The organism is Pseudomonas cyclaminis, assembly GCF_015163715.1.
Lineage (GTDB): Bacteria > Pseudomonadota > Gammaproteobacteria > Pseudomonadales > Pseudomonadaceae > Aquipseudomonas > Aquipseudomonas cyclaminis.
Genome location: NZ_JADDUM010000182.1, coordinates 1 through 17,605, shown reverse-complemented (window position 1 = coordinate 17,605; position 17,605 = coordinate 1). Strand labels below are relative to the sequence as shown.

Annotated in this window: 17 protein-coding genes; 14 read left to right on the top strand and 3 right to left on the bottom strand. The window is 62.3% G+C overall.

Annotated elements, in window-relative coordinates:
* Nucleotides 1-35 precede the first annotated feature (35 nt).
* Nucleotides 36-821 carry a sulfite exporter TauE/SafE family protein gene (locus IQK56_RS21375; RefSeq protein ID WP_122306807.1) on the bottom strand — a complete coding sequence of 262 codons (786 nt, stop codon included), beginning with the start codon at nucleotides 819-821 and terminating at the stop codon, nucleotides 36-38.
* 193 nt (nucleotides 822-1,014) lie between these two features.
* Here IQK56_RS21375 and IQK56_RS21370 point away from each other — a divergent pair, with 193 nt between their 5' ends.
* The 3 genes from IQK56_RS21370 (at nucleotide 1,015) to IQK56_RS21360 (ending at nucleotide 2,794) form a co-directional block, all read left to right on the top strand.
* Nucleotides 1,015-1,536, top strand: a complete 522-nt coding sequence (locus tag IQK56_RS21370; RefSeq protein WP_122306808.1) for a DUF3455 domain-containing protein — start codon at nucleotides 1,015-1,017, stop codon at nucleotides 1,534-1,536.
* 68 nt (nucleotides 1,537-1,604) lie between these two features.
* The gene (locus IQK56_RS21365) at nucleotides 1,605-2,123 is read left to right on the top strand and encodes a sigma-70 family RNA polymerase sigma factor (RefSeq protein ID WP_193864323.1); all 519 of its coding nucleotides are present in this window, start codon (nucleotides 1,605-1,607) and stop codon (nucleotides 2,121-2,123) included.
* Nucleotides 2,120-2,794, top strand: coding sequence for an anti-sigma factor (locus IQK56_RS21360; protein ID WP_193901820.1), 675 nt, complete (start codon nucleotides 2,120-2,122; stop codon nucleotides 2,792-2,794). Before IQK56_RS21365 ends, IQK56_RS21360 begins: the two co-directional genes overlap by 4 nt.
* Here the strand turns inward: IQK56_RS21360 and IQK56_RS21355 are convergent, their stop codons facing one another.
* Entirely contained in the window at nucleotides 2,795-4,096 is a 1,302-nt protein-coding gene (locus IQK56_RS21355) for an ATP-binding protein (protein WP_122307171.1), read from the bottom strand.
* 3 nt (nucleotides 4,097-4,099) lie between these two features.
* The gene (locus IQK56_RS21350) at nucleotides 4,100-4,801 is read right to left on the bottom strand and encodes a response regulator (RefSeq protein WP_122307170.1); all 702 of its coding nucleotides are present in this window, start codon (nucleotides 4,799-4,801) and stop codon (nucleotides 4,100-4,102) included.
* A 289-nt stretch (nucleotides 4,802-5,090) separates the two neighbouring features.
* Here IQK56_RS21350 and IQK56_RS21345 point away from each other — a divergent pair, with 289 nt between their 5' ends.
* The 11 genes from IQK56_RS21345 (at nucleotide 5,091) to IQK56_RS21295 (ending at nucleotide 17,541) form a co-directional block, all read left to right on the top strand.
* Nucleotides 5,091-6,248 carry an efflux RND transporter periplasmic adaptor subunit gene (locus IQK56_RS21345; protein ID WP_122307169.1) on the top strand — a complete coding sequence of 386 codons (1,158 nt, stop codon included), beginning with the start codon at nucleotides 5,091-5,093 and terminating at the stop codon, nucleotides 6,246-6,248.
* A 13-nt stretch (nucleotides 6,249-6,261) separates the two neighbouring features.
* Entirely contained in the window at nucleotides 6,262-9,369 is a 3,108-nt protein-coding gene (locus tag IQK56_RS21340; protein WP_193901819.1) for an efflux RND transporter permease subunit, read from the top strand.
* A gap of 138 nt (nucleotides 9,370-9,507) precedes the next feature.
* Complete coding sequence (locus IQK56_RS21335) at nucleotides 9,508-9,933, top strand: hypothetical protein (protein ID WP_193864271.1); 426 nt, start codon at nucleotides 9,508-9,510, stop codon at nucleotides 9,931-9,933.
* Nucleotides 9,934-10,033: 100 nt separating this feature from the next.
* Nucleotides 10,034-10,675: a DUF1345 domain-containing protein gene (locus IQK56_RS21330; protein ID WP_150762128.1), complete on the top strand. Its 642-nt coding sequence runs from the start codon at nucleotides 10,034-10,036 to the stop codon at nucleotides 10,673-10,675.
* 71 nt (nucleotides 10,676-10,746) lie between these two features.
* Nucleotides 10,747-11,601 (top strand): AraC family transcriptional regulator, encoded by an 855-nt coding sequence (locus IQK56_RS21325; protein ID WP_150675988.1) that lies wholly within the window; start codon nucleotides 10,747-10,749, stop codon nucleotides 11,599-11,601.
* A 40-nt stretch (nucleotides 11,602-11,641) separates the two neighbouring features.
* Nucleotides 11,642-12,217: a LysE family translocator gene (locus IQK56_RS21320; RefSeq protein ID WP_193901818.1), complete on the top strand. Its 576-nt coding sequence runs from the start codon at nucleotides 11,642-11,644 to the stop codon at nucleotides 12,215-12,217.
* Between the two features lie 107 nt (nucleotides 12,218-12,324).
* Nucleotides 12,325-13,344, top strand: a complete 1,020-nt coding sequence (locus tag IQK56_RS21315; RefSeq protein ID WP_150762141.1) for a substrate-binding domain-containing protein — start codon at nucleotides 12,325-12,327, stop codon at nucleotides 13,342-13,344.
* A gap of 167 nt (nucleotides 13,345-13,511) precedes the next feature.
* Nucleotides 13,512-14,294 (top strand): sugar phosphate isomerase/epimerase family protein, encoded by a 783-nt coding sequence (locus IQK56_RS21310; protein WP_193864320.1) that lies wholly within the window; start codon nucleotides 13,512-13,514, stop codon nucleotides 14,292-14,294.
* Nucleotides 14,287-15,228, top strand: coding sequence for a sugar kinase (locus IQK56_RS21305; protein WP_122307163.1), 942 nt, complete (start codon nucleotides 14,287-14,289; stop codon nucleotides 15,226-15,228). Before IQK56_RS21310 ends, IQK56_RS21305 begins: the two co-directional genes overlap by 8 nt.
* Before the next feature lie 46 nt (nucleotides 15,229-15,274).
* On the top strand, nucleotides 15,275-16,567 hold the full coding sequence (locus tag IQK56_RS21300; protein ID WP_193901817.1) for an MFS transporter: 1,293 nt from the start codon (nucleotides 15,275-15,277) through the stop codon (nucleotides 16,565-16,567).
* The gene (locus tag IQK56_RS21295; RefSeq protein ID WP_150675984.1) at nucleotides 16,564-17,541 is read left to right on the top strand and encodes an NAD(P)-dependent oxidoreductase; all 978 of its coding nucleotides are present in this window, start codon (nucleotides 16,564-16,566) and stop codon (nucleotides 17,539-17,541) included. The genes IQK56_RS21300 and IQK56_RS21295 overlap by 4 nt, the downstream gene beginning before the upstream one ends.
* Nucleotides 17,542-17,605: the final 64 nt, after the last annotated feature.

Below are 17,605 nucleotides of genomic sequence, written 5' to 3'. Positions count from 1 at the left end.
GGCTTGCCCCCTCCCACACTTGGAGTGCATATAGCCTAGAAGGCCAGTTTGTACCCGACCGCCATCAACATGATCGCCAGGCACGGGCGCAGCACGCCGTCGGGGATCTTGCCGGTCATGTGGCTGCCCACATAAATGCCCGGCAACGAGCCCATCAGCAAAAAGCCCAACAGCTGCCAGTCCATGTTGCCCATGCCGGCGTGGCCCAGGCCCGCCACCAGGGTCAGGGGCACGGCGTGGGCAATCTCGGTGCCCACCAGGCGGCGCGTGGCCAGGAACGGGTACAGGATAAACAACGCTACGGTGCCCAGGGCGCCGGCGCCGATGGAGGTCAGGGCGACCATGGTGCCGAGGATGGCGCCGGTGAGCACCGTCAGCGCGTTGAGGTTGCGCGGGTTCATGTGATAGCTGTCGCCCGCATGGCGCTGGGCAAAGGCCAACAGGGTTTTCTTGAACAGGATCGCCAGGGCCGTCAGCAGCAACACCACGCCGAGGGCTTGCTTGATCACCGCGTTCATCGCCGTCGGGTCGGTGTGCAAGCTGGCGAGGAACCACAGGGTCAGCAGCACTGCGGGCACGCTGCCCAGGGTCAGCCAGCCGGTGATGGTCCAATCGATGTTCTTGTTCTTGCTGTGAACCAGCACGCCACCGGACTTGGTGATGGCGGCGTACAGCAGGTCAGTGCCCACGGCCGTGGCCGGGTTGATGCCGAACCACAACAGGATCGGGGTCATCAACGAGCCCCCGCCGACGCCGGTCATGCCCACGATAAAACCCACGATCAGGCCGGCGATTACGAAACCAAAGTTACCCACTTCCATTACAGCTACCCGCGGCCTTATAAATTTCTGGCGGCAGGATAGCGATTTTTCTTATAACGACTTATATCAATATGATCTGACTTTAGATCTTTTTCGCCTGATGCAGTTTTTTTGCCGAGCACTGCATCCAGTTCGCGTGCCCATGGGTAGTCCTTGCAGCAACCCTGCTGTTTCATCTAATGGAGAAACACCCATGAACGCTAAAGCCCTGCTCTGCCTTACCGGTTTGCTCGTGGCCAGCCCTGCCGCCTTTGCCCAGGCCGGCCTGCCCGACAGCATCAAGGTGCCGGACGGCCATAAAGTAGCGATGGAAACCACCGGCGTCGGCGAAATCACCTACGAGTGCCGTGACAAAGCCAACGCCGCAGGCCAGACCGAATGGACCTTCGTCGGCCCCAAGGCGGTGCTCAATGATCGCAGCGGCAAGCCAGTCGGCACCTACTTCGGCCCGCCCGCCACCTGGCAAGCCAAGGACGGTTCGAAAATCACCGGCACCCAACTGGCCGTGGCGCCATCGAGCCCGGGCAACCTGCCGTATCAACTGGTCAAGGCCAACCCGGCCGAAGGCAAAGGCGCGATGAGTGGCGTGAGTTACATCCAGCGGGTCGCCCTGAAAGGTGGGGTGGCGCCGAGCAGCGAGTGCACAGCCGCCAACAAGGGCAAGCAGGAAATGGTGAAGTACCAGGCCGACTACATCTTCTGGGCGGCCAACTGAGCAAACTGCGCTACGCTGCCTGTGGCGGGCACGCTCGCCACAGGGGTTCAGCCATTTGAGGGACGTGCGTGTTTGATTACGAAGCCTGTCTGCTGGCCTGTGCCCGTGGCGACCAACGCGCCTTGCGCGGGCTGTATGAGCAGGACAGCAGCCATTTGCTCGGCGTAGCCCTGCGTATCGTGCGTGACCGGGCGCTGGCCGAAGATATCGTGCATGACGCGTTTATCAGGATCTGGCGCGGCGCTGGCAGTTTCGACCCCAGCCGTGGTTCGGCGCGGGGTTGGGTGTTCAGCGTGACCCGTCACCTGGCCCTCAACGTGGTGCGCAATCATTACCGTGAGGTGCCGCTGGGCGACGAACATGAACAGGTCGCAGCGCCCACTGACACGTTTGAATTTTCCACGCGTTCCGGGCAGATCCACACCTGCCTGGAGCAGCTCGACCCGGCCCGTCGCACCTGCATCCTGCATGCATATGTCGACGGCTATTCCCACAGCGAAATCGCTTCGAGGCTGGACACCCCGTTGGGGACCGTCAAAGCCTGGATCAAACGTAGCCTCGCCGCGCTGCGGGAGTGCATGGCATGAACAACCCCCTGGACGAACTGGCCGGCGAATACGTGCTGGGCACTCTGCCCGCCGAACAACGGGCCGAGGTGGAACAACGCCTGCCCCACGATGCCCAGTTGCGGGCGGCGGTGGATGCCTGGGAACAGCGCCTGCTGCCCCTGACTGCGTTGGCCGAACCGGTGCTGCCCTCGGCGCAGCTGTGGCGGCGTATCGAACGTAACACCGCGAGCCCGGACGCCCACGTACCCTGGTGGAACCTGCTGGCCGTGTGGCGCGGCATCGCCGCTGCCGGGGTGGCGGCGAGCGTGGTGCTGGCGGCGCTGCTGCTGACCCGCGCGCCCATTGCGGACCCGGCCTTTGTGGTGGTGCTGGTCGCACCGCAAAGCCAGGCACCGGGTTGGGTGATCCAGGCCAGCAATGACCAGAACATCCAGCTGATTCCATTGGGTGTGATGGAGGTTCCGGCGGACAAAGCCCTGCAGTTCTGGACCAAGGGCGATGGCTGGCAAGGTCCGGTATCACTGGGGCTGGTCAAGCCGGGGCAAACGCTGTCGGTGCCGCTGGACAGGCTGCCGCCGCTGTCGCCCAACCAATTGTTCGAGCTGACCCTGGAGGACCCACGCGGCTCGCCGACCGGCAAACCCACCGGGCCGATCCAGGCCATCGGCCGTGCGGTCAAGGTGCTCTGATCAACCGACGCTGGGCAGCCACACGCGAAACCTAGCGCCGCCCAACGGCGATGCCTGGGCCGTCAGGGTGCCGCCCTGGGCTTCCAGGGCGCGGCGGCTGATTGCCAGGCCCAGGCCGAAGCCGCCGGTGCTGCGGTCACGGCTGCGGTCGAGGCGGTAGAACGGTTCGAAGATGCGCTCGCGCTGGTCCAACGGGATGCCGATGCCATCGTCATCCACCCGGATTTCACACCCCTTGGGACACACCTTGACCCCCACCTGGATGCGTTTGTCGCAGTAGCGCGTGGCGTTGCGCAGCAGGTTTTGCAAGGCGCGGGCCGTCAGGCGCGGATCCAGGCTGAAGCGCTCGACGGCGCAGTCGAGCACCACATCGATGACGATCTCGGGGTTTTCCAATTCGTCGTCGACGCTGCCCAGCACGCTGTCGATAAACTCATCAAGCACCACGTCGACCCGCTCCGGCAGTTGCGCCGGGTTTTGCAGGCGGCTGTAGGAGAGCAACTCCAGCACCAGTTCATCCAGCTCGCGGATATGCGCCACCAGGCCGTGCAGGCGCTCGCGGCTGGCTTCGGGCAAGTCTTCAGACAGCGCCAGCGCCAGGCCGAAATCCAGGCGCGTCAACGGCGTGCGCAGTTCGTGAGAGACGGCGTTGAGCAAATCCCGCTGCTGGTTGAGCAGGTGTTCGATGTCGTCGGCCATGGTGTCGAACACCGCCGCCAGGCTGCCGATGTTGGAGCTGGGCGGGATACGTGTGCGCTCGGCCAGGTTGCCCTTGCCCAATTGGGCGGCGGTGCTTTTCAGGCGTTCCAGATCGCGCCAGTGCGGGCGCAGCCAGAACAGCAGGCAAGCGAGCAACGCCGCGCCGATCAGCACGTTCATCGACCAGTACAGCAGGTTCATGTCCAGCGGGTCTGGCGGGATGGTCAGCTTGACCACGAACTGCTGGTTGAGCGGCGAGCTGATTTCTTCCATCCAGCCCCACTCTCCCAGGCGAATCACCGGTTTGCCCTGCTCCAGCAGCGTCGCTTCCTGCGGGGTGTAGCTGGCGTCCTGGCGCAGCAGCAATTGCACTTTGAGCGGCGCAAAGTCGCGGCCCAGTTGCTCGGTGACCTGGGACCAACGCTCCACCGGCGCCCGTTGGTATTGCCTGACGATCAGGGTTTGCTGGCCACGGGACTGCTCGACGTTGTAGTCCAGGTAACGGTGTTCGAACAGCTGGATGACCAGTTTGGGAATCAGGTAGATCGCCGCACTGTAGGTGACGATGGTGATCAGGTAGAGGCGCAGCAGCACACGAAACATGGCTCAGCATTCCCACTCGGAACGGCTGAACAGATAACCCTTGCCCCACACGGTCTTGATCTTGCGCGCCTCGCCGGCGTGGTCGTCGAACTTGCGGCGCAGCTTGGAGATGGCCACGTCCACCGAGCGGTCGGTGCCGTTGAACTCGATGCCGCGCAGGCGTTGCAGGATCTGGTCGCGACTGAGCACTTCACCGGCATGCCGGGCCAGCACCACCAGCAGGTTGTATTCGCCGCTGGACAGTTCCACCGGCTGTTCGCGCCACACCACCGTACGTTCCGACAGGTCGATACACAGGTTGCCCATGAGGATCTGGTCGTTGGCCACCTGGGGCTCGGACAAACTGCTGCGGCGCAACAAGGTGCGCACACGGGCCAGCAGCACACGCGGCTCGCAGGGTTTGGTGACGTAATCGTCGGCGCCCATTTCCAGGCCCAGCACCTGGTCGTGGCTGTCGTCGCGAGCGGTGAGCATCAGGATCGGCAGGCCGGCCGAATCGGCGCGTAGCAGACGGCACACTTGCAGGCCGTCGAGGCCCGGCAGCATCAGGTCAAGGATCACCAGGTCCGGCGGGTTGAGGCGTGCGCGCTCCCGTACGTGGTCGCCACGGCTGAGCACGCTGACGTGGTAGCCATTACGTTCCAGGTAGCTGGCAATCAGCTCGGAGAGTGCGGCGTCGTCTTCCACCAGGAGGATGTTGGGCATGAAGGTGTTTCCAGAAAATACAGTGATGTGTCGTACACAAATCCAATGTGGGAGGAGGCTTGCCTCCGATGGCGGTGCTTCAGATGCAGAGTTGTTGACTGATTCACCGCTATCGGGGGCAAGCCCCCTCCCACATTTGATCTTCAGTGTTTGCAGGATTGTGCAAGGATATACGCCCTCGACGCTGCGCGCGCCGCACCTTACATTTCTTCACACACCACCTACACAGCTTCACAGCACCACGGCGCAGGTGACCTTAGGATGCGCCAGTCACTATTGGGATAAGAGCATGTCGAAGAATCTGTTGGCGCCGTTTTGCCTGTTGGCCCTCACCCTGGCGCTGAGCGCGTGTGGCAACTCCGCCGCCGAGGCGCCGCAAATGCCCCTGGCCAAGGTGCGCATCGAAACCCTGCAAGCCAAACCCCTGTCCATCACCAGCGAACTGAGCGGTCGCATCGCCGCGCCGCGGATTGCCGAAGTGCGTGCGCGGGTCGCCGGTGTGGTGATGCAACGGGTGTTCAAGGAAGGCCACGACGTCAAACAGGGCGACGTGCTGTTTCGCATCGACCCGGCGCCCTTCAAGGCCGATCTCGACAGCGCCCAGGCCAACCTGAGCAAGGCCGAAGCCAACGCGTTCCAGGCGCGCCTGCAAGAGCAGCGCTACAGCCAGTTGGTGGAAGGCAACGCCATCAGCGGCCAGGATTACGACAATGCCCGCGCTGCGGTGCGCCAGACCAACGCCGAAGTCGCCGCCAACAAAGCCGCCGTCGAACGCGCCAAATTGAACCTGGGCTACGCCACTGTGACCGCGCCGATTTCCGGGCGCATCGGCCGCGCTCTGGTGACCGAAGGCGCGCTGGTCGGTCAGAATGAAGCCACGCCCCTGGCGATCATCCAGCAACTGGACCCGATCCACGCCGACCTGACCCAATCGACCCGCGAGTTGAATGACCTGCGCCGCGCCTTCCGCGCCGGCAGCTTGAAGCAGGTCGGCCAGGACCAGGCCAAGGCCACGCTGATCCAGGACGACGGCAGCCTCTATCCGCTGCCGGGCAAGTTGCTGTTCTCCGACATCAGCGTCGACCCCGGCACCGGGCAGATCATCCTGCGCAGCGAGTTCCCCAACCCGGACCTCGACCTGTTGCCCGGCAGCTTTGTCCGGGTGCGCCTGGAGCAAGCGGTCGATAAGCAAGGCATCAGCGTGCCGCAACGCGCCATCACCCGCGACAGTGCCGGTATCCCCATGGTGTTGCTGTTGGATGCCGAGCAGACCGTCAGCCAGCAACCGGTGGAACTGGGTGCGGTGATCGACGATCGCTGGATCGTCAGCAGCGGCCTCAAACCCGGTGATCGCATCGTCGTCGAAGGCGTGCAACACGCGCGGCCCGGTGAAAAAGTCCAGGTAGACGACAGCCCGACGCCACCTGCCCAGGCTTTGGGCCAATAAGGATTATTCGACCATGCCGCAGTTCTTTATTGACCGCCCGATCTTCGCCTGGGTGGTCGCCCTGTTTATCCTGCTGGCCGGCCTGCTGGCCATCCCGCAATTGCCGGTGGCCCAGTACCCCAACGTGGCGCCGCCGAAAGTCGAGATCTACGCGGTGTACCCCGGCGCCTCGGCCCAGACCCTGGATGAAAGCGTGGTCAGCCTGATCGAGCAGGAGCTCAACGGCGCCGATCACCTGCTGTATTTCGAATCCCAGAGCAGCCTTGGTTCGGCCACCATTACCGCGACGTTCCAGCCCGGCACCGACCCGGAGATGGCCCAGGTCGACGTGCAGAACCGGCTCAAGGCCGTGGAGCCACGGCTGCCCCAGGCGGTGACACAGCAAGGCTTGCAGGTGGAGAAGGTCTCCGCCGGTTTCCTGCTGCTGGTGACCCTGACCTCCAGTGACGGCAAGCTCGATGACGTGGCGCTCAGCGATTACCTGGCGCGCAACGTGATGAACGAACTCAAGCGCCTGGACGGCGTGGGCAAGGCGCAGCTGTACGGTGCCGAACGGGCCATGCGCATCTGGATCGACCCGCAGAAGCTGATCGGCTTCAACCTGACGCCCGCTGACGTGAACGCTGCAATCAGCGCGCAGAACGCCCAGGTTTCCGCCGGCAGCATTGGTGACCTGCCGGGCACCAGGACCCAGGAAATCACCGCCGCGATCCTGGTCAAGGGCCAGCTTTCAACCCCGGCGGAATTTGCCGATATCGTGCTCAAGGCCAATCCGGACGGTTCCACCGTGCGCGTCGGCGACGTGGCGCGAGTGGAAATCGGCAGCCAGGAATACCAGTTTTCCACGCGCCTGAACGGCAAGCCGTCCACCGCCGTCAGCGTGCAACTGGCGCCCGGCGCCAACGCGCTGAACACCGCGACCCTGGTGCGGGCGAAGATGGATGAACTGTCGCGCTACTTCCCGGCCAATGTGGAATACAAGATTCCTTACGACACCTCGCCCTTCGTCAAAGTCTCGATCACCAAGGTGGTCTACACCTTGCTGGAGGCCATGGCGCTGGTGTTTGCGGTGATGTTCCTGTTCCTGCAGAACGTGCGCTACACGCTGATCCCCACCCTGGTGGTGCCGATTGCGCTGATGGGCACGTTTGCCACCATGCTGTTGCTGGGTTTCTCGATCAACGTGCTGACCATGTTCGGCATGGTGCTGGCGATCGGCATCCTGGTGGACGACGCGATTGTGGTGGTGGAGAACGTCGAGCGGATCATGGTCACCGAGGGCCTGTCGCCCAAGGACGCGACGAAGAAAGCCATGGGCCAGATCACCGGCGCCATCGTCGGGATTACCCTGGTGCTGGTGGCGGTGTTCCTGCCGATGGCGTTCATGGCCGGTTCGGTGGGGGTGATCTACCAGCAGTTCTCGTTGTCGATGGCCACCTCGATTCTGTTCTCGGCGTTCCTTGCGCTGACCTTGACCCCGGCCCTGTGCGCGACCCTGCTCAAGCCGATTGCCAAGGGCGAGCACCATGCCAAGGGCGGCTTTTTCGGCTGGTTCAATAAACGCTTCGAGCAGCTCACCGACCGCTATGAAGGTTGGGTGGCCTATGCCCTCAAGCGCAGCGGCCGTTACCTGCTGATCTATCTGGTACTGCTGGTGGGCCTGGGGCTGATGTTCATGCGCCTGCCCGCCTCGTTCCTGCCGGTGGAAGACCAGGGCTACACCATCACCGATATCCAGTTGCCACCGGGCGCGAGTAAAAACCGCACGGTGCAGGTAGCCGAGCAGATTGAAGCGCATAACGCCGGTGAACCGGGCGTGGGCGATACCACCATGATCATGGGCTTCAGCTTCTCCGGTTCGGGGCAAAACGCGGCGTTGGCGTTTACCACCTTGAAAGATTGGTCCGAACGCAGCAGTGAAGACTCCGCCGCGTCCATTGCCGACCGCGCCAACATGGCGTTCAGCGAGCTCAAAGATGCGATTGCCTATGCGGTGTTGCCACCGCCGGTGGATGGGCTGGGCACGTCCAGTGGTTTTGAGTTCCGCTTGCAGGACCGCGGTGGCGTCGGCCATGCCGCGTTGATGGCGGCGCGTACCGAGTTGCTGGCGGCCGCCGAAAAAAGCCCGATCCTGGCCAACGTGCGTGAAAGCGCCCTGGCCGAAGCGCCGCAAGTGCAGCTGGAAGTGGACCGCAAGCAAGCCAACGCCCTGGGCGTGTCGTTCGCGGATGTGGGCAATGTGCTGTCGTCGGCGATTGGCTCCGCCTACGTCAACGATTTCCCCAACCAGGGCCGCATGCAGCGCGTGGTGGTGCAGGCCGAGGGCGACCAGCGCAGCCAGGTGGCGGACCTGATGAAAATCAACGTGCGTAACAACGCGGGGAAAATGGTGCCGCTGTCGGCCTTTGTCGAAGCCAGATGGACCCAGGGCCCGGCGCAGCTGACGCGCTACAACGGCTACCCGGCAATCGCCATCAGCGGTGAAGCGGCACCGGGTCACAGCACCGGCGAGGCGATGGAAGAAATCCAGCGCCTGGTCAGTCAATTGCCGGCGGGCCTGGGCCAGGAGTGGACCGGGTTGTCGTTGCAGGAACGCTTGTCCGGCGCTCAGGCGCCGATCCTGCTGGGCCTGTCGCTGCTGATCGTGTTCCTGTGCCTGGCCGCGCTGTACGAAAGCTGGTCGATCCCGACCTCGGTGTTGCTGGTGGTGCCGCTCGGCGTGCTCGGCGCAGTCTTGGCCGTAACCTTGCGCGGCATGCCCAACGATGTGTTCTTCAAGGTGGGGTTGATCACCATCATCGGCCTGTCGGCGAAGAACGCGATTCTGATCATCGAATTCGCCAAGGACTTGTATGACCAAGGTGAAGATCTGATCGACGCAACCTTGAAGGCTGCTCGGCTGCGCTTGCGCCCGATCATCATGACCTCACTGGCGTTCATCCTCGGCGTGGTGCCCCTGGCGATTGCCACCGGGGCCAGTTCCGCGAGCCAGCAGGCGATTGGTACCGGGGTGATTGGCGGGATGATCACCGCAACGCTGGCGGTGGTGTTTGTGCCGGTGTTTTTTGTGGTGGTGATGAGGTTGACGAAGCGACTTATAACTTCCCGGCCTGAAAAATAAAGTTTTTAAGACTGTCATAATTGACAGTTATGAAAAAACCTCTGATGCACTAGCCTGATCGAGACACGTAATGATCCAGTTGTTTTTACTGGGTCTTACGTTGCACAACCCTTTCAAGCCCGGCAGAGGTTTTTTGAAATGAAGACTAAAAAAATCAACTACGACGGCCGCATTACCGCCGATACCACGCTTAATCGGAACTTCAGTTCAACACAAGTGACGCTGAGACGTTATTCATCGCCGGAGGGTGCGTTGTTGGCGTGCGACGGTGTTGATGAAAGCTGGGATGAGAATTTTCTTGTTTTTCTAATCCCGGTGGAAGATCAAACGTCAGGAACGCTTGAGGTATCAAGTCAGTTTCACCGCAACAAAGCTCGCATTCACTTCAATCGCTATGTGGGCGAAATGTTTGTGCGTGGGTATGCGGACAGCGGGGAAATTACATTTGAATACAACCAGTCGCTCAACACCCTGGAAGGCACTTACCACTTCAAAGTTCGCCAGGACGATCTAGGCGAAGCTTACGGTTTTTTAGACGGCAAGTTTTCAGTTCACCCTAAATAATCACCCTTCCAATGAGCCTGCCGCGTCCAGAGCGGCCTGCTCAATGTGTGTTTCTGTAAATACGCTATAGTGGCTTCCCTATTCATTGAGGGGAGCCTCTATGCCCTTCGTTGCCCGCACCCACCCTCGCCTCTCGTCCGCCGCCGTACTCGGCCTTGCCGTGGGCATTCTGGTACCTGCCGAAACAATCGCCGGCAAAATCCTGATCGGCTGGAACGCCGGGGTCTGGACCTACCTGGTGCTGATGCTCTGGCTGACCATCCGCGCCAAGGCCCCAGACGTCAAACGCATTGCCGAGATCGAAGACGAGAACGCCGGCCTGGTGTTGTTCATGGTGTGCATCGCCGCCATCGCCAGCCTGGCCACCATCACCTTCGAACTGGTCGGCAGCAAGGATCTGGCGACCGGCGAACGCTTGCTGCACTACGGTTTCACCGGGCTGACGGTGATCGGGTCATGGTTGCTGATCGGGGTGATTTTCAGCGTGCATTACGCCCGCCTGTATTACACCTGGGACGGCAAGGAGCCGGCGCTGCGTTTTGCCGAAGGGTTGCTGACCCCCAATTATTGGGACTTCCTGTACTTCTCGTTCACCATCGGCGTCGCGGTGCAGACTTCGGATGTGGGCGTCGCCACCCGTGGCCTGCGCAAGGTGGTGCTGGGGCAATCGCTGATCGGGTTCCTGTTCAATACCGCGATATTGGGTTTCTCGATCAATATCGCGGCCGGGCTGTTCAGCTAGGCTGCACAAACCTTCTAGACCGTCATGAAGCGGCACGCATTAATAAGCTCACCTATTACGTTCGGTGTTGTATGAGCGCGCACAATTGGATCGACCTGTCCCAGGATGCCGACACCGGCATCGAGACTCTGCGCGCGCATTTTGAAGGCCACGCCTACGACCCGCACTGGCACGACAGCTACCTGATCGGCGTGACCGAACAGGGCGTGCAGCAATTCAACTGCCGCCGCGCCCGCCATCACAGCGTGCCGGGCCAGGTATTCCTCGTAGAACCCGGCGAACTGCATGACGGCGATGCCCCCACGCCGGACGGCTTCACCTATCACATGCTGTACCTCGACCCGCAGTGGCTGGCGCGGGAAGTGAGCGCGGTGTTCGAAGAAGCACCGCTCAACAGCCAGTTGAGCTTCACTCGAACGTTGACCGATGACCCGCGCCTGGCGCTGGCCACCAGCCAGGCCTTTCGCACCCTGCACAGCGGCGAGTTGCGCATCGTGCGACAACGGGCCATGGACCAATTGCTGGAACGCCTGACCGACCAACTGTACTGGCGCACCCGCTACCGCGACGATCCGCGCCTGCCGCTGGTGGCCCATAAAGCTCGGGAATACCTGCATGCCTACCTGCATCAGGATACAGGCATGGACGAACTGGCCCTGGCCTGCGGCGTCGACCGCTTCCGCTTGACCCGTGCGTTCAAGAGCGCCTTCGGTCTGCCGCCCCATGCCTATCTGGTGCAACTGCGCCTGGCCCGCGCCCGGCATTTGTTGGCCAAGGGCGAGCAACCGGCCGACGTGGCGATTGCCTTGGGCTTTGCCGATCAAAGCCACATGGGCCGCTGGTTTGTGCGCGCCTATGGCCTGACTCCGGCGGCGTACCGCAAGCGCTGCACAAATCTTCCAGACAGCGAACGCCCAGGCTTGTGAAGATCGACTCCATCGATTGGTTTACCGGAGTCACGCCGCCATGCTGCCGTTTATGTTGTTTGCCTTTGTTGCGTCCATTACCCCCGGCCCGACCAATATCCTGGTGCTGAGCAACAGTGCCCGCTACGGTTTCAAAGCCGCCCTGCCGATCATCTTCGGCGCCTGCGCAGGTGCGGCTGGAATCGTCTGGCTGGTGGGGTCCGGCGTGGGCCAATCCCTGGTGCAACTGCCCAAGGTACAGGCCGCCATGCAATGGGTCGGCGTTGCCTGGCTGACTTATCTGGCCTGGCAGATTTTCAGCGCGCCCCCCCAGGCCGTCGAGGTGGAATCGGCACAAAAGCCCCTGGGCTTGTTCGGGGCTGCCAGCCTGCAATTGATCAACCCCAAGACCTGGATGATGGCGCTGGCGGTGGTCAGTGTCTTTGCCGCTAACGGCACACAGGTGGCGGCGCTGTCCCTGGTTTTTTTCTTGATCGCGCTGCCGTGCCTGGGCGCTTGGGCACTGCTGGGCGCCGGGTCTGCGCGAGTGCTTCGTTCGGCCAAGGCCATGCAGCGCTTCAACCGTGCAATGGCTTTGCTGCTGTTGGGTGCAACTTGGCTGGGTGTGGTGGTTTGACGCACCAGTCATCCGACTTTGTCCTACAACTCCTTGACGACTTTCCTACTTTGATGGTTTCCTGAAACCGGTTTCAGTTATTCCAATAAAAAAGAAGGTCGATGACCGTGAACAACTTTTCTGCCGCCCAGCGCAGCCGCGTGACCATGCTTGATGTGGCCGAACGTGCGGGCGTGTCCAAGGCCAGCGTGTCGCGTTTTATCGGCGACGACCGCGCCCTGCTCTCCGACGCCATCGCCCTGCGCATCGAACAGGCCATCGAGCAACTGGGCTACCGCCCCAACCAGATGGCCCGTGGCCTGAAACGTGGCCGTACCCGCCTGATCGGCATGCTCGTGGCCGATATCCGCAACCCCTATTCCATTGCCGTGATGCACGGCGTCGAAACCGCCTGCCGCCAGCACGGCTACAGCCTGGTGGTGTGCAACACCGACCGCGACGACGAGCAAGAGCGCCAGCACCTGGCCGCGTTGCGCTCGTACAACATCGAAGGGCTGATCGTGAACACCCTCGGTCATCACCTCGACCAACTGCTGGAACTGCAACGGGAAATGCCCCTGGTGCTGGTGGATCGCAAGGTCGAGCCACTGCACAGCGACCTGGTGGGGCTGGATAACCCGGCAGCGGTGCGCATGGCGGTGGAGCATCTGGAACAACAGGGTTACCGCGAGGTGTTGCTGGTGAGCGAAGCGGCTGATGGCACCAGTTCGCGAGTGGAACGCCTGAACAGTTTCAAGGCAGAGATTGCCCGGCGTCCGGCGCTGAACGGCACAGTGCTGGAACTGGATGGCAAACTCGAAACCGGCCTGCAGGCGTTTCTCTCCAAAACGGGGCCCAAGGCGGTGTTCTGTGCCAACGGCGTCGCCACACTGGCCTGCACCCGCGCACTCAAGGCGTTGGGCTGCAACCTGTTCGACGACGTGGGCCTGATCGCCCTGGATGACCTGGATTGGTATCCGTTGGTGGGCAACGGCATCACCGCCCTCGCCCAACCGACCGAAGCGATTGGCGCCAGCGCGTTCGACTGTCTGCTCAAGCGTTTGCGCGGTGACGATGCGCCAACGCGCACCCTGGACTTTCTGCCACACCTGATCATACGAGGCTCAACCCTGTGCCCCTTCCCGTAGCAGCTGTCGAGCGCAAGCGAGGCTGCGTCGCAGGGTGTCAGAACGTACGCTACGCAGCCTCGCCAAGGCTCGACAGCTGCTACGGGGGGCGAAACCTGCGAACGCGCCAGGGTGGATTGAATCTTCATCACGTCAAAAAATGAAACCGGTTTCAGAGGTAAACAACAATGCATAAATACCCCGTCTCCATCAGCCTTTCCAGCTATGGCGCCGACTTGGTCCGCCAGCAAGGCCAGCTGAGTTTTGTCGACCTGCTGGCCGCCGCCGGCGCCCAGCGCATCGAGTGGCGTGAGGAATTATTGACCGCCGAACAGCCTGAAAAGCTGGCCCAGGCCGCCGCCGAACAGGGCTTGGAATCAGTGTTCTCATCGCCTCTGGAACTCTGGGTTGCCGGACGCGCCCAGCCCAACGCCGAACTGAACGCCACCCTGGACCGCGCCCAGGCCTTCGGTGCGCGCTGGCTGAAAGTCTCCCTCGGTTACTTCACCGACACCAACGACCTGGAAAGCCTGCACGCCCTGCTCAACCGTCACCCGGTCCAGCTGTTGGTAGAAAACGACCAGACCTTGCACGGCGGGCGTATCGAGCCGATGCAACGCTTCTTCACCGAAGTCGAGCGCCTGGGCCTGCCGGTAAAAATGACCTTCGACATCGGCAACTGGCAGTGGCAGGACCAATCCGCGCTCACCGCCGCACGCTTGCTGGGCCGACACGTGGACTACCTGCACTGTAAAGCCGTGGCCCGACGCCCGGACGGCAAGCTGGTGGCGCTGCCGCCCGGCGCCACCGACCTGCATCTGTGGGAACAACTGCTCAAGCACATGACTCAAGGCATTACACGGGCGGTGGAATTCCCACTGCAGGGCGATGACCTGATCGACATCACCGCCCGGCAGGTCGCCGCCCTCGCCGTCCTAGGCCAACCCGCTGCGGAGCATGCCCATGTCTGAGATCGATATCCTCTCGTTTGGTGAAACCATGGCGATGCTGGTCGCCGAGCAGACCGGCGATTTGGCTCAGGTCAGCCAATTTCACAAGCGTATTGCCGGGGCCGACAGCAACGTTGCCATTGGCCTGTCGCGCCTGGGCTTTAAGGTGGCGTGGCTGAGTCGGGTGGGCAGCGATTCGCTCGGCCGCTTTGTGGTCGACACCCTGCAAAAGGAAGGTCTGGATTGCCAGCACGTGGCCGTCGACCCGCTGCACCCCACCGGTTTTCAGTTCAAGTCCCGTGAAGAAGCCGGCGCCGATCCGCAGGTGGAGTACTTCCGCAAAGGCTCCGCCGCCAGCCATTTGTCCATCGCGGCCATCAGCCCGGCGCTGCTGCAAGCCCGCCATCTGCACGCCACCGGGATTCCTCCCGCGTTGTCCGAGGCCACTCGCGAACTGTCTGTCGAGTTGATGACCCAGATGCGCAAGGCCGGGCGCAGTGTGTCGTTCGACCCGAACCTGCGGCCGTCGCTGTGGGCCAGCCAAGACCAGATGATCCGCCAGATCAACGCCCTCGCCGGCCTCGCCGATTGGGTATTGCCGGGCTTGAGCGAAGGCCGCCTGCTGACCGGTTTCGACGACCCGGCCGATATCGCCGCGTTCTACCTCGACCAGGGCGCAGAAGCCGTGGCCATCAAGCTCGGCCCGGACGGCGCCTACTTCCGCACCCACCTGGACCAAGGCTTTGTCGCCGCCGTGCGCGTGGACAAAGTGGTGGACACCGTCGGTGCCGGCGATGGTTTTGCCGTAGGCATGATCAGCGCGCTGCTGGAAAACCTCAGCTTCCCCGAGGCGGTGCAACGCGGCAACTGGATCGGCAGCCGCGCCGTGCAAAGCCGTGGCGATATGGAAGGCCTGCCGACCCGCTCTGAATTACCCACCCGATCCGTTGCGTGACCCACACCCTGTTGCCACAACTACAACAAGCTCAGGAGCAACCCCCATGGAAACCGTGAAACTCGCCACCCGCCGTTGGTGGTACATCATGCCCATCGTTTTTATCACCTACAGCCTGGCCTACCTAGACCGCGCCAACTATGGCTTCGCCGCCGCCTCCGGGATGGCCGAAGACCTGATGATCACCCCCGGCATGTCGTCATTGCTGGGCGCACTGTTTTTCCTCGGTTACTTTTTCTTCCAGGTGCCGGGGGCGATCTACGCGCAGAAGCGCAGCGTCAAAAAGCTGATTTTCGTCAGCCTGATCCTGTGGGGCGGCTTGGCCACCCTGACCGGCGTGGTGTCCAACGCCTACATGCTGATCGTCATTCGCTTCATGCTCGGCGTGGTCGAAGCCGCTGTCATGCCGGCGATGCTGGTGTACCTGTGCCACTGGTTCACCCGTGCGGAACGCTCGCGGGCCAACACCTTCCTGATCCTCGGCAACCCGGTGACCATGCTGTGGATGTCGGTGGTGTCGGGCTACCTGGTGCAGCATTTCAGCTGGCGCTGGATGTTTATCATCGAAGGCCTGCCGGCGGTGTTGTGGGCGTTTATCTGGTGGAAACTGGCCGATGAGCGGCCCAAGGACGCCAAATGGCTGAGCGACAGCGAAAAGCACAGCCTGGAAACCGCCCTCGCCGCCGAACAGGTAGGCATCAAGGCCGTGAAGAATTACGCCGAAGCGTTCCGCTCGCCCAAGGTGATCATCCTGGCGTTGCAGTTCTTCTGCTGGAGCATCGGCGTGTATGGCTTTGTGCTGTGGCTGCCGTCGATCCTCAAAGCCGGTTTGCAGATGGACATGGTCGAGGCCGGCTGGCTGTCGGCGCTGCCGTACCTGGCGGCGGTGATCGGCATGCTGGTGGTGAGCTGGGGCTCGGACAAACTGCAAAAACGTAAACGCTTTGTGTGGCCACCGCTGCTGATCGCGTCCATCGCGTTCTACGCGTCCTACGTACTCGGCGCCGAACACTTCTGGTGGTCCTACACCCTGCTGGTGATTGCCGGGGCCTGCATGTATGCACCCTATGGTCCGTTTTTCGCCATCGTCCCGGAAATCCTGCCGGCCAACGTCGCCGGCGGCGCCATGGCGTTGATCAACAGCATGGGCGCGCTCGGCTCGTTCGGCGGTTCGTACCTGGTGGGTTATCTCAATAGCAGCACCGGTTCGCCCGGCGCTTCGTACCTGCTGATGAGCGGTGCGTTGATGCTGTCGGTGGTGTTGACGATTTTCCTCAAGCCCGGTGCCAGCGACCGCTCGCCGGAACCCACTCTGGAGTTGAAGGTAAAGACCTCATGAAAAAGTCTGTCGTGTTGTACAAGAAACTCTCCGCGCCGTTGATGGCGCGCCTGCATGAACACGCCGAGGTCACGCTGATCGAAGCCCTGGATGACACCGGCCTGGCCAAGTTGCGCGACGCCCTGCCGACCGCCCATGGCCTGCTGGGCGCCAGTCTGCGCCTGGACGCCAGACTGCTTGATCTGGCGCCACAGCTGGAAGCGGTGGCCAGTGTGTCGGTCGGGGTCGACAACTACGACATCGACTACCTGACCCAGCGCGGCATCCTGCTCAGCAACACCCCGGACGTGCTCACCGAAACCACCGCCGACACTGGCTTCGCGCTGATCCTCGCCACCGCCCGGCGCGTGGTGGAACTGGCCGATATGGTGCGTGCCGGCCAGTGGAACAAAAACATCGGCCCTGCGCACTTTGGCAGCGATGTGCACGGCAAGACCCTGGGCATCATCGGTATGGGCCGCATCGGCGAAGCCCTGGCCCAGCGCGGGCATTTTGGCTTTGGCATGCCGGTGATCTACCACAGCCATTCGTCCAAGCCGCAGGTGGAACAGCGCTTTGGCGCGCAGTACCGCAGCTTGCAGGCGTTGCTCAAAGAAGCCGATTTCGTCTGCCTGACGTTGCCGCTCACGGCGCAAACCGAAAAACTGATCGGCGCAGAGGAATTTGCACTGATGGGCCCCGAGACGATTTTTATCAATATCTCGCGTGGCAAAGTGGTGGATGAGGCGGCGCTGGTCGAGGCGTTGCAGCAACGCACGATTCGGGCAGCGGGGTTGGATGTGTTCGAGCGCGAGCCGTTGAATCACGACTCGCCGCTGCTGCGTTTGAACAATGTGGTGGCGACCCCGCATATCGGCTCGGCGACCCATGAGACAAGGGAGGCGATGGCCAGGTGTGCGGTGGATAATCTGCTGGCGGCGCTGGCAGGTGAAAAGCCCAGGAACCTGGTGAATCCAGCGGTCTGGAAGCAATAAGCGCTGGTACAACACAGAACACATGTGGGAGGCCCCACTACCTCGTAAGCGGCCAGCGAACACA